At 39.7% G+C, this 11,291-nt stretch carries 14 protein-coding genes and 1 pseudogene; 2 read left to right on the forward strand and 13 right to left on the reverse strand.

Annotated elements, in window-relative coordinates; genetic code table 11:
* Positions 1-302 precede the first annotated feature (302 nt).
* The 6 genes and pseudogenes from NC796_RS25990 to NC796_RS26010 form a co-directional block, all read right to left on the reverse strand.
* Entirely contained in the window at positions 303-704 is a 402-nt protein-coding gene (locus tag NC796_RS25990; RefSeq protein WP_310688761.1) for a hypothetical protein, read from the reverse strand.
* 475 nt (positions 705-1,179) lie between these two features.
* On the reverse strand, positions 1,180-1,425 hold the full coding sequence (locus tag NC796_RS25995; protein ID WP_310688762.1) for a hypothetical protein: 246 nt from the start codon (positions 1,423-1,425) through the stop codon (positions 1,180-1,182).
* Positions 1,426-1,571: 146 nt separating this feature from the next.
* A complete protein-coding gene (locus tag NC796_RS26955) occupies positions 1,572-1,871 on the reverse strand; it encodes a hypothetical protein (RefSeq protein ID WP_409070427.1) in 300 nt (99 codons plus the stop codon).
* A pseudogene (locus NC796_RS26960) lies at positions 1,872-2,306 on the reverse strand (restriction endonuclease); the annotation flags it as partial.
* Positions 2,278-2,724, reverse strand: a complete 447-nt coding sequence (locus NC796_RS26005) for a hypothetical protein (RefSeq protein ID WP_310688763.1) — start codon at positions 2,722-2,724, stop codon at positions 2,278-2,280. The gene NC796_RS26005 and the pseudogene NC796_RS26960, both read right to left, overlap by 29 nt.
* Before the next feature lies 1 nt (position 2,725).
* Positions 2,726-3,406 carry a hypothetical protein gene (locus NC796_RS26010; protein WP_310688764.1) on the reverse strand — a complete coding sequence of 227 codons (681 nt, stop codon included), beginning with the start codon at positions 3,404-3,406 and terminating at the stop codon, positions 2,726-2,728.
* A 32-nt stretch (positions 3,407-3,438) separates the two neighbouring features.
* Between NC796_RS26010 and NC796_RS26015 the strand changes: the two genes are divergently transcribed.
* On the forward strand, positions 3,439-3,795 hold the full coding sequence (locus NC796_RS26015) for a hypothetical protein (protein WP_310688766.1): 357 nt from the start codon (positions 3,439-3,441) through the stop codon (positions 3,793-3,795).
* A 20-nt stretch (positions 3,796-3,815) separates the two neighbouring features.
* Here the strand turns inward: NC796_RS26015 and NC796_RS26020 are convergent, their stop codons facing one another.
* The 4 genes from NC796_RS26020 to NC796_RS26035 all read right to left on the reverse strand — a co-directional run bounded on the left by NC796_RS26020 (position 3,816) and on the right by NC796_RS26035 (position 8,332).
* On the reverse strand, positions 3,816-4,592 hold the full coding sequence (locus NC796_RS26020) for a hypothetical protein (protein WP_310688767.1): 777 nt from the start codon (positions 4,590-4,592) through the stop codon (positions 3,816-3,818).
* Between the two features lie 159 nt (positions 4,593-4,751).
* Entirely contained in the window at positions 4,752-5,444 is a 693-nt protein-coding gene (locus NC796_RS26025; RefSeq protein WP_310688769.1) for a DUF2971 domain-containing protein, read from the reverse strand.
* Between the two features lie 267 nt (positions 5,445-5,711).
* Complete coding sequence (locus NC796_RS26030) at positions 5,712-6,881, reverse strand: serine hydrolase domain-containing protein (protein WP_310688771.1); 1,170 nt, start codon at positions 6,879-6,881, stop codon at positions 5,712-5,714.
* Positions 6,882-7,372: 491 nt separating this feature from the next.
* Positions 7,373-8,332: an NAD(P)-dependent alcohol dehydrogenase gene (locus NC796_RS26035; protein ID WP_310688772.1), complete on the reverse strand. Its 960-nt coding sequence runs from the start codon at positions 8,330-8,332 to the stop codon at positions 7,373-7,375.
* A 221-nt stretch (positions 8,333-8,553) separates the two neighbouring features.
* On the opposite strand from NC796_RS26035, the gene NC796_RS26040 reads away from it, so the two are divergent.
* Positions 8,554-8,925, forward strand: a complete 372-nt coding sequence (locus tag NC796_RS26040) for a hypothetical protein (RefSeq protein WP_310688774.1) — start codon at positions 8,554-8,556, stop codon at positions 8,923-8,925.
* A 195-nt stretch (positions 8,926-9,120) separates the two neighbouring features.
* On the opposite strand, the gene NC796_RS26045 is transcribed toward NC796_RS26040, so the two are convergent.
* From NC796_RS26045 to NC796_RS26055, 3 genes are all read right to left on the reverse strand, one after another.
* Positions 9,121-9,357 (reverse strand): hypothetical protein, encoded by a 237-nt coding sequence (locus NC796_RS26045; protein ID WP_310688775.1) that lies wholly within the window; start codon positions 9,355-9,357, stop codon positions 9,121-9,123.
* 162 nt (positions 9,358-9,519) lie between these two features.
* Positions 9,520-10,416 carry a type I restriction enzyme HsdR N-terminal domain-containing protein gene (locus NC796_RS26050; protein WP_310688777.1) on the reverse strand — a complete coding sequence of 299 codons (897 nt, stop codon included), beginning with the start codon at positions 10,414-10,416 and terminating at the stop codon, positions 9,520-9,522.
* A gap of 183 nt (positions 10,417-10,599) precedes the next feature.
* Positions 10,600-11,148 (reverse strand): hypothetical protein, encoded by a 549-nt coding sequence (locus tag NC796_RS26055; RefSeq protein ID WP_310688778.1) that lies wholly within the window; start codon positions 11,146-11,148, stop codon positions 10,600-10,602.
* Between the last annotated feature and the right edge of the window lie 143 nt (positions 11,149-11,291).

Below are 11,291 nucleotides of genomic sequence, written 5' to 3' on the forward strand. Positions count from 1 at the left end.
TATAGCCGTCTCGCCAAAGGGCGGGACCGATCGATTGTTGGATCGTAAGATCGGCTCCGGTCGTTGAGCTTCTATATGTGTTTGGTGCAGCCCAAAGATGCTGCCAACTATTGTTGAACGATGCCTGTGGCACAACTCCATAAGGATAGGATCAATCACGATTCGCAAAACATTAATTTTTTGCCCTGGAAAAGGTACGGGTGCTTGACATTGGAGGCCATATATAGGTTATACCGCCTCTAAAAGAAAGAAAACACTTAGAGCACATTACCATACTATCTAAGTATGCATGTCAAATCAATTCAAAGTGATGTAAGCACGCCAAAAAGGATGACTCCTGCAGCGATGAGGATAAACGGTGTTCCGGCTGACGAAACTTTATATCCAAGAGATTTTTCCTTGAACGCGTCATCAATATTTTGAAGCCAATTGAGCGTGAGACCAAGATCGAATAAAATCACACCTATAACAAAGAGTGAAGCCGCAACGGTTTCAACCCAGGAAGCAAGAGTTGAAAAGTCAAATGCAATCGTCAAGGCCAAAAGCATACCACCCTGAACCAGCGCTGCTAAATGTGCCGCCATTAGGTATCTTGGTGCTCTTGATGCTTTGTCTCGTGCCTTGGCTACCGGAATACCTAACAGAAAACCGTAGGTTAGAATGCACACACCTGCTAAAATGAGTATTTCTGTTGAATTGAACATCGTAATCCCCCACATCTAAACAGAATTAAAATCTCGATGTAAAAAGTAAGATACCCGAATTCAAACTTCAATAGAGAATAGGCGGTTAACCGGATTGGCAACGCCCGGCTGGCAAGCCGGCTGTCCCCGGGAAGCCAATTCCGGTTCAATCGCCTGGTTACGCGGCCGGTCGCGCCCACAAGCAGCCAACCGCAGGAATTATGGTTGATGTTGATGCTTTCTCGTGCTGTTAAAAAAGCACCAGCGACCGGTCGAGTTAACCGCCGCAACCGTTACGCGCGCACCAAGGGAGCGCCAACGGCGCGACCGGCGCGCGTAACGACATTGTGCTTAACGGGCGCGCGAATTAGCGGTAATTCAATTTCCAGTTTATGAGTTGGCTCTGGAAAATCAAAACGAGCAGGCCCGGGCGAGGCGCGTCCCGTTGAAGCGCCTTGTTAGGGTGCCAATGATCTGCAAAAGCATTGAGTATTCCTTAGCCAATTTTATTGATGAAATTTATAATTACTGATACGATAATTACTACGCCCATAGTAACAAGTATCCACCAGCCATTCTCAACTGCTCCCTCGTACGTACCAAGAGCTTCAAATAACGGACGGCTATCATCTGATTCTCTTTTTATTTTATCATGTCTGCCCCGAAGACCGAGACGAATAAAATAATATCCAACCACTAACCCAAAGAATAGAAAGCCAATACTTTTAAACAGTGGACTCAAATTACTTTCCTTATTTACTATGGCAGCCTAACGACATTGCGCATAAGCTGCACGCGAATTGATGTTGAGTTAGCAACTAACGAAAGACGAGACGTAAAACCAAGAGTGGCAAAGAATTGGCGAGGCGTGTCCGCTTAATGCGCGGGTTAGCTGTTTTTGTGTTTTAAGGTATACGGAAATTCTAAATTATATTTTTGTTGAAAGTATGAATAGGATTTATCGATTATTCTTTCCCTCTTATTATTTAATTTCTTTAATTTGTAATTATTAAAAAGATTCATTTCAGATATTTTTTTAACATAATTCCGTTCTATACTCTCTTTTGAAACCTCTTTTTCAAGGTCTAATATTTTCATATGTAATTTATTTAAATCCTCTTCTTTTGAATTTAACTTGTTTTTTAACTCAATCTTATCATCTGAAGTGCCAAAAGTTTCTATTGCCAATTTAACTAATGAGTCTCCATTTATTAATTGGATATCTGATTTTCTAGCGATTTTTTTAGCACCACTACTAAATTTTCCGGTTGTAACAAAAATACCCGCATCAACTTCATTATATGTTAAGGTACCTAGAAATTGCCTTATTTCAGGTGAACTAACAACGCCTTTATACCTTTTGCACTGTACAATTTTTGTTTTACTATTCTTTTTTAATGTGATATCAATCCCTCCGTCTCCTGTAAATTGTGTTAAATTTGTTTGATAACCTCTTTCGTCAAAAATATCTCTAACATATTCTTCGAACTTTTCAGGTTTTATATTTTGCAGTTTTTTCTTTGTATCTAAATCTAATTTTTGAATCTCATTTTTTATTTCAGTTATCTCATAATGGAGTTCGGTAGCTCTTGAGCTAAGCTCTTCTAAATTTTCTACCTTCAGATTTCTCTACCAAATGGTCTCTATTAATATCGTTATTTTTATATCGTTCATATCTTTCAGAAATATTTTTTTCAGACCGTGTAGGTTTTTCTACCTTTTTCTTTGTTAAATAATAAGTAACTAAACTTACGATGCTCGGCAAGATTATAAATGTAAAAAAGATCATTCCTCCCGATGCATTTCCCATTCCACCTTCTTTTATAGCAGCATATATCATCATTCCAACAACTATAAAAAAAGCAATTTTTGCTCTTCCTTTAGCTTTTTGCACATTCGATTCGAATTTTTTGACTTTTTTATAAATATTTTCACAATCCAATTTTGTATAGTCATGAATACCAACATCTGATAGTTTTTTCTCTCTAGATCGTAAATAAGAATAATCTATTACATCTCTTTTGTAGTCTTCAAAAAACATATCAGTTTGTGTTAATATTTTTTTCAGATTCTATGGAATGATCATAATACTGATGCGCTGAAGCATCTGGATATTGATTAATTTCTTGTAGCGAGAAATTTAAATTTAGTTTTAAAGCTACTTCAAGTTGCCCAAAGTCCTTCATTAGCTGGTCAAAATATAAATCAACAGCTTTTCTAAACTTTTCAGGTTCGTCAAATCTTTTTGCTGTTTCGTCAATAATACTGAGTTCTAAACTCCGATTGATTATTTCAGCTCTGTTTATATATAACTGAAGATGCGTTGCAATTACAAGGTTTGAAAAGTCAAAATCATAAAATTGATCTCTAAGTTTTCTTAGATAGTCAGTCTTGATGAAAGTTGTTGGCTCATCTATTATCATACGACCGGCATTTTTTGATTTTTCTCTTATTCCCTCAACTTGTGAAATAATCATAGGATTAATTTCAGTATGCCAATTTAGTTCAACAATAACTGAATGAAGTAAAGAGCAATACTGGTTTATTTTTTGTTCTTCTTCTCTTTCTAATTTTTTCTTTTCCCTTTGTTTGGCAAAAAGATGAGTTTTTCTGGCAGAATAAAATGCTACAAGAGCTGCAAAAAATGCGCCTAATGATGAACCAATAATTTGTCCTTCATTCCTCGAAAAGAAATCAGCAATAGAATAAAAAAATTCAGACATGTTTAAGCTTTATTTAGAAAAACAGCTAACGGTTGCGGCGGTTAACCGGATTGGCAACGCCCGGCCGGCTGGCAAGCCGGCTGTCCCCGGGAAGCCAATTCCGGTTCAATCGCCTGGTTACGCGGCCGGTCGGGCCCGACAAGCAACGGGCTGTCGGAGGGCCCGAACAGTTGGTGCTTTATCGAGATGATAAAGGAGCACCAGCGACCGGTCGAGTTAACCGCCGCAACCGTTACGCGCGCACCAAGGGAGCGCCAACGGCGCGACCGGCGCGCGTAACGACATTGCGCATAAGCTGCGTGCAGGCCAACGTTGATTTTAAATCAAAATGTACTACAGAAATTGAGAAACTAAAAATCGGCAGGAAAGGGCGAGGCACGTCCGCTTAATGCGCGGGTTATACCAAAATTTACTTTGAAATAAAAAGTTTAACCCACTTATCGAAATCAGGCAGCATGGTCGGAATAACCGTGTAACGAGCATCTACATCTGAAGCTTTAATCATTTTTTTGTCTTCTGAGCTATTTAAATAAGCAGCCTGATTTGTGGCTGGTAAATCAGGAATCGTTTGGATTATTTCATTTGAATCTACCGCCGTTGTTGAAGCTCGTGGAATTACTACAATAAACCGGAAGGAATCAATACAAACCATGAATGTTTCAACATCATCTCGCTCAAAACCAGGAATTTGCATAGGGCCAGCCGTCATTAAATTGGGAGCTAGTTCATTATTGTTATGTACATAAGGGATAATTAATTGAAGAAATACGAAATATTCAGATGGTTTTGAATTTCCAGATAGGATATACTGACTGTAGTTGCCTAGTAGCTTCTTAAATTTGGTTTCGGCGTTTCCAGATCTAGCGTTATTGTAAAGTGTTTTGAGTAACCATCTACTTAGTAATGAAAAATCGTACTCGAAACTAATTTCATCATTTGGGCGAATAATTTTTTTTATATGGAGATCGTATAGTCGACAGAAATAGTCATCCAATTCTGAAAGATTTTCACTATTACATTTCTCGCAGACATCTTTTATTTGTAAAGCATTTGGTCCTATGAATTTATCAGGGACAGCGTTACTTGAATACCTCCTATTTCCTTGTCTTTTTTCTAAAAGACATGAAGACCAAACATGTTCTTTTGAAAGAAGTTTTTTATTCCCACAAAATGCACACTCTCTCATATTCGACTATTTAATTTTGGTATAACGACATTGCGCATAACCGGCAGGCGCTGGAATATCGAATTAGTTTTAAAACGAAAGATTAACTAATAAATGGAAGGGAGGCAAGGAGATGGCGAGGCCTGTCCGCGTTAATGCGCGGGTTATACCGCATTTAATTTAAAAAACAGGAGAAGAATTTATATTTGATTGTACCACATCTTTATCAATACCATATTTTTCTAAAACATCTTGAACCAAATCTACAAGCCAATTTGGAGCAAATGGTGCAACAAAAATTTTATTAATTAAAATATCGAGATCTATTTTCACATAGACACCATTTTCAAATGGTGGATCATCCTCATATACATTTCCACCTTCGGGAAATTTTATAATCAATGCTCTAATCTCTTTTTCGTCTTTAAAACTTTTCCTTTTATGGACATACGGAGAAAGCAGGTTAGCTGATTTGATATAGTCGTTCTGATAGTCGATATACTTTACTTTACCAAGAAAAATGTCATGTTCAGATTCTTGATCTAAACATTCTTTAAGATCTTGAAAGCTAGTTTGAACAGCAATGCCTTCATTACTTTTTAGATAGGACTTCCACATTGCAGCTGATTCATGGTCATTTTGATGCCAACAATTGATTGCAGTAAAGGTTAGCATCGTTTTTTGCATACGACTTATATTATCAGATAAGTTTTTATCTGAATTCTCTGTTTCAAATCTTTTTTTAAAATGTTCCTTTCTACCTTCAACATTTTTCTTCGGCCATGAACCTTCAAATGGATCATCAAATTTATCTGCTCTTGCGAAAAAAAGTGCCTCCTTGGAGATTAGAGATACAAGCTTTGTGAAATCCATGTATCTCCACAACTTAGCTTTCTGATTTTGCGGAAAATCAAAAACCTCATGTTTTTAATCATAGGGGCTGAATATTTTTAAATGCTGGTATAACGACATTGCGCATAAGGTGCAGGCGCCTGAGTGTCGAATTAATTATAAAATGAAAGGTTAACTAATTAACGGGAGCGTGGCAAGTGAGGGCGAGGCCTGTCCCCTTAATGCGCGGGTTATAGGGCCATTTGAATTCTATTGCTAAAAGTAAATAATTTCATTCTCTCGTGAATTTTAAAAGTTTGGTAAAGTTTTCCAATTATAGATTCTTGAAATAAGATCGATAATCTCACGTCTGCTTTGATCACTTGCCAACGAAATTAGATTATCGTCCCGGCTGCTATTGGTCAATACGACTATACCGTATCCTTTTTCAACGTGCGCTGCCATTGTGCTCAAAAAGCCAACATTTGCACCACCGTGTCCAAAAAAATCACCGTTAAGCATAAAACCTAGACCGTACTTTTCAGACTCGGGAAAAATGAGCTTTTTTGCACTCTCCTGATCGAGCAGTCTCGCGGATTTTCCTTGCAATGCACGTTGTATTTCACTTAAAAAAGTTGCTAAATCACCAGCGGTACTTTTTAAACCAGCTGCCGCGAGCCCAGCGAACTGCATTCTCTTTATTTTAATTAACGTTCCCTTGTAATGACCACTGGCGACAGATTCATAGTAGTTTTCCAATGAATCCTGTCGGAATGTGCTGTTGTTCATTCCAATAATATCAAACAGCTTGTTTTTCAGCGCAGTCTGGAATGACTTCTCCGTAACATCTGCAAGAAGTTGTTGAAGAATGTAATATCCCCCTCCGGAATACATAAATGACTGGCCCGGCGTTTGGATAACTTCTACCTTGGGATTCTCAGCAGGTGGGATTCCGTTCAAAACATGTAGCAGTGTGGGTAACGTATCCTGAGCGATATAACCCCTGTAGCCATCAACATTAATACCTCCCCGATGGCTGAGCAGATGCCGGACTGTTACGTTTACAGAATCGGTAAACTGGTTTTCCTTAATTTGCCATGACGTTAACAGATCATTTGCTTCAGTATCTATCGAAATTTCTTTTGCATGTAATACTCTAATAATTGCCACTGCAGAAACGGGTTTACTGATAGAGGCAACATCAAACAAGGTGTTTTTTGAAACCGGAACCGGATTCTCTGCATCGGTAATACCATATCCCTTTGCCCAAAGAACGTGAAAATCTTGAATCACGGCTACACTGGCTCCCTTTACATTATAACGATCCAGGATATAATTGATCCCTTCATCAATTTGAGCAGGTGTCTTCAAGGAGTTGAGATAGTTTTGGTGTCTCCAATCTTGGATCTCGCGGTAAGCTATAAAGACAGCCAGTATTGAGAATAAAATAACAAGGATGGCTAATACTGCTTTTTTCATATACTCAATGTAGCATTGATCGCATAAATTTGATAGAAACTAGCATGGAATTAAAATTAAAGATGCCAAGGCCCTATAACGGTTGCGGCGGTTAACCGGATTGGCAACGCCCGGCCGGCTGGCAAGCCGGCTGTCCCCGGGAAGCCAATTCCGGTTCAATCGCCTGGTTACGCGGCCGGTCGGGCCCGACAAGCAACGGGCTGTCGGAGGGCCCGAACAGTTGGTGCTTTATCGAGATGATAAAGGAGCACCAGCGACCGGTCGAGTTAACCGCCGCAACCGTTACGCGCGCACCAAGGGAGCGCCAACGGCGCGACCGGCGCGCGTAACGACATTGCGCATAAGCTGCAGGCGCCTACCTGTTGTAATTGTTTAAAAGAAAGAGTAACTATAAAAAGAGAGGTTGGCAAGGAATAGGGGAGGCCTGTCCGCTTAATGCGCTGGTTATGGGGCGTTTTATTTTAAGTTTAAAGGTAGCAATCAATATCCTTTCAGTTATCAATGTTTTCCCAAACCATTGCTACTTTTCCTTTAGTACGCATCTTTTCAATATAGCTGATGGCTTCAGGTATTTCTTTATAAGAATAAGTCTTCTCAATATGAACGTTAATTTTCCCCTCCTTGATCAAAGTTGCCAATGTCTCTAAATCAGTGGTGTTTGCTTCGGCGGTAAACTGAGCCAAAGGGAAGTTGCTGAAAGCATTTTTTAAAAGTACCGAAATCATGTTACCCATTGTTGTGAAGCCTACCATAACCCCTCGCTGTCCCATGCGTGTGTAGTCGTTACGGGTAAGATTTCCATGGGTATCAATAACGAGGTCGTATTTCCCATCATGTTGATGAATATTTTGTTTGTCATAGGCAATGACTTGGTCTGCACCTAGCGTTTTTACAAAATCAACTTTTTTACTTGAACAGACACCCGTTACTTCCGCTCCATAGGCCTTCGCAATTTGAACGGCAAAATGACCGACACCTCCTGATGAACCGTTAATCAAAACGGATTCTCTTTCTTTGAGTTTCCCATGAGTGGCGAGCGCTTGTAAGGCGGTCACGCCGGCTATGGGCACGGATGCCATTTCAGGAAAAGTTATTCCTTGCGGCATGAGGCCACAAACATTTGCTGGCACACAGGTATATTCAGCAAAAGCACCTCCTGTGAGTGTTTCTCCAAATACCCGGTCTCCAATACTAAAGTGCTCTACGTTATTTCCGACTTCTTCTACAATGCCGGCAAAGTCGGCTCCTAGGATTTTTTCTTTTGGCCTGAACAGCCCGAAAGAGAATCGTGCAAAAAAAGGTTTCCCCCGAAGAATATGCCAATCTGCAGGATTTACTGAATTAGCAGCAACTTTTACCAAAATATGGTTATCCTTCAAATCAGGTTTTTCAACCTCTTCTAATTGAAGAATTTCTGGTCCTCCATATTTAGATTTCGTAAAAGCTTTCATTTTAACTTTTTCCTGGTTGAAGGATTAGAGTATGTCTTTGGAATGTAATGTAAGCCCTATAACGACCTTGCGCTTAAGCGGCGTGGTTTAAGTTGAAGAACTAAATTAATAATACAAGGCGAAAACACAAGCAAAAGGGAGCGACCGGAAAAAGCAAACACCGTGACCATTTAACGAGGCCAGCAGGAAAACCAGAGGAGAGACCGGCTGTTGCCGCCACCTTGTTGAAAAGCACCACCCCAAAACCGCCCCCAAAGAGCGACCAATACTGGAGGAGCCCCGGCGAGTCACGTCCGCTTGAAGCGCTGGTTATGCTGGGGCAAAAAAATGGGGAGCCAGCACCGCCCGCGATAGAAGCAGGGAAAACCAGAAGTTGGCAGCCAGCGGGATGGCCGCGGCGGCCGAGACAAAACGGAAGAAGGGCTTTGGGGAAACGGCAGGAAGCACCGGGAAAGGTAGGCCAACAGCAGGAACGCGAGGTGGCCGGGGAAGGCAGGGACGCGAGCCCCAAAAGGGGCACTGGTGCCACCCCGGAACTTGAAAAAAAGCAGACCACAAACCCGGCCCGAAAATGGGAAGCTGTTACTTGCTAAAAGAGAAGCAAAAAACCGACCTCAAACCCAGGACAAACCGGGAAGGCCGACCGCGCAGGATAACGACCTTGCGCTTAAGGTGCAGGCGGGCCAACGTGAATTATTTTGTAGTGTAATTTTAGGTATAAAATTTTAGCCGAGCAACCAACGGCGAGGCCTGTCACCCTTGAAGCGCTGGTTATATGGCACGACCAGCTAAATACCAAGCTTAACTAGTAATACAATTATACCCATTATGAAAAGTAAGCCTACCCAAATATTTGATACCCCTAGAAAAAATTGTTCATGGAATTCATCACTTTCATCTCCTGAATAAATTGTGCCAAATGAAATATATTTTTCACCCTTGATCCAATTTTTTACTGTATAAAAAATCCACTTTATGGAAGCACCGATAAACTCAAAAAAAATGCTTCCAATTATCGAGTCCATTGTTTATTTCTTTTTAAAAGTTCCCGTGCCATATAACGACATGGCGCATAAGCTGCACGCGAATGAATGTTGAGTTGATAAATAATGAACGAAGAGCTAAAAAGCCAGAAAGTGGCAAGTGGGGGCGAGGCGTGTCCGCTTAATGCGCGGGTTAGGTAAAATTTACTTTGGGGTACACTCGTTTTCTGGATCAAAATGAGCTTCCATTAGATCCGTAATTAGGAGAGGAACGAATTTTTCATATGCTCCTTGTGTAACTGAACCAAGCTTTGAGTTACAAGTTATGATAACTTTGCAATTTGTTTGAACTCGGAAAGGTTGCCTTGATATAGTATTTTGGATTCCTTCAGATATTTTATCAGGAAGATTGTCTAAAAGATCTTTAAATATTTCTTGCCCAAAATCAAAACTGACCAGAAGTTCGCTTCCATCTGGCTCACCATGAGCTGCAGTTGCTGTATATAAATCATCTTCAACTTTACAAATATCTTGCAAAAAGTATTGAACAAAAATAAAATCTTGGTTTTCATTAAATCCAGCTTTTTTAGCTCTTATACCAAAATCCTCCCAAAAATCTCTTTTTTCTGGCATTTCTAAATATTCTGGATGCAAATACTCATTAAATATTGTAGGATTATTTTTGTTTGCCTCAATATCAATGACTGCTACAGGATCAATTTCTTTAACATGATATATAACCAGTTGCTTTCCATTACATAAACCATAATGATCACATCGAATTTCCGGATGAATTGAATAACTAAATGCTTGCTCCGTGTGTGGAGAATTAACTAATTCTTCACTTGGAGATTTGGCATCTAAGACAAATATAGGTTCTCCTTCAAAGTAAAGCAGGTAATCAGGAATTATATTAATTTTTCTTTCTTGAGAGCCTATATGAACATATTGATGAGTTATGGATTTACTTCTAACTATCTTCATATTTCCTGTAGCTTCATAACCAACACTTTTTAAAATAGGTGTAATTATTTCTTCTCGAACTGCATCTTCTTTGAAATTTGCATCTTCAAGAATTGCGAAATCAAAATCTTCTAACATGTTTAATAATTGAAGTTTTTGAAATATGATTTTAGCAACGCATTTAATTTTACCTAACGACATTGCGCATAACCTGCGCACGGATTACTGTTAATTTTGCAACTAACGAAAGAAGAGACGTAAAACCAAAAGCGGCAAAGAATTGGCGAGGTGCGTCCGCGTTAATGCGCGGGTTATACCTTTTTAGTAACTAGTTAATGAGTAAATAGAATCTTTTGCTACATCATATTTTACGATATATGAATAAGGTCCTCCATCGTTGACAATGATTGGTTCCTTCTTCCAATCAACTTCTGGAGGTGTTCCTTCATCAAAGTTGCCAATATTGACCCACAGTTTCTTTTGACCAGAAGTGTCAACAAACCCAATCACTTGTTTTTCCATTGGCTTTATTGTTTTCCATAAGATAGGCGTCAAATTATTCAGTTCTGCTAGAGAATCTGTCTTCGCTTTTTCCCAATACTTAATAAAGGCGTTATTGAACGAAAAAACTATTTCCCTGTTTGGTATCCATCCTATGTTATGAGGCTCACCCACGAAATCTAGAACGGACATTGTATCATCGGGTGATTTAAAAACAACTTGGTGATTGGGTTTAAAAATAATTCCGTGAAGCTTATGCGTGTTGATGTAAGTAGTTGTTTCATTGTCAACGAAATCTCTTTTTTCATTCTTGGAATTACAAGAAATGAAAATTGCACAAATAATTAGGAAAGTGAATAGCGATTTCATGACTGAAATTTAAAAAGGTATAACGGTTGCGGCGGTTAACCGGATTGGCAACGCCCGGCCGGCTGGCAAGCCGGCTGTCCCCGGGAAGCCAATTCCGGTTCAATCGCCTGGTTACGCGGCCGGTCGGGCCCGACAAGCAACGG

The organism is Aliifodinibius sp. S!AR15-10 (assembly GCF_031569985.1).
In the GTDB taxonomy this organism is placed as follows: Bacteria; Bacteroidota; Rhodothermia; order Balneolales; family Balneolaceae; genus JAMQKA01.

What these genes read in the sequence shown, in the direction of transcription:
- NC796_RS26010 (WP_310688764.1), bottom strand. Translation starts at nt 3,406, where the DNA reads ATGTCTGAATTTTTTTATTCTATTGCTGATTTCTTTTCGAGGAATGAA.
- NC796_RS26005 (WP_310688763.1), bottom strand. Translation starts at nt 2,724, where the DNA reads ATGTTTTTTGAAGACTACAAAAGAGATGTAATAGATTATTCTTATTTA.
- NC796_RS26020 (WP_310688767.1), bottom strand. Translation starts at nt 4,592, where the DNA reads ATGAGAGAGTGTGCATTTTGTGGGAATAAAAAACTTCTTTCAAAAGAA.
- NC796_RS26035 (WP_310688772.1), bottom strand. Translation starts at nt 8,332, where the DNA reads ATGAAAGCTTTTACGAAATCTAAATATGGAGGACCAGAAATTCTTCAA.
- NC796_RS26055 (WP_310688778.1), bottom strand. Translation starts at nt 11,148, where the DNA reads ATGAAATCGCTATTCACTTTCCTAATTATTTGTGCAATTTTCATTTCT.
- NC796_RS26030 (WP_310688771.1), bottom strand. Translation starts at nt 6,881, where the DNA reads ATGAAAAAAGCAGTATTAGCCATCCTTGTTATTTTATTCTCAATACTG.
- NC796_RS26025 (WP_310688769.1), bottom strand. Translation starts at nt 5,444, where the DNA reads ATGGATTTCACAAAGCTTGTATCTCTAATCTCCAAGGAGGCACTTTTT.
- NC796_RS25990 (WP_310688761.1), bottom strand. Translation starts at nt 704, where the DNA reads ATGTTCAATTCAACAGAAATACTCATTTTAGCAGGTGTGTGCATTCTA.
- NC796_RS26045 (WP_310688775.1), bottom strand. Translation starts at nt 9,357, where the DNA reads ATGGACTCGATAATTGGAAGCATTTTTTTTGAGTTTATCGGTGCTTCC.
- NC796_RS26050 (WP_310688777.1), bottom strand. Translation starts at nt 10,416, where the DNA reads ATGTTAGAAGATTTTGATTTCGCAATTCTTGAAGATGCAAATTTCAAA.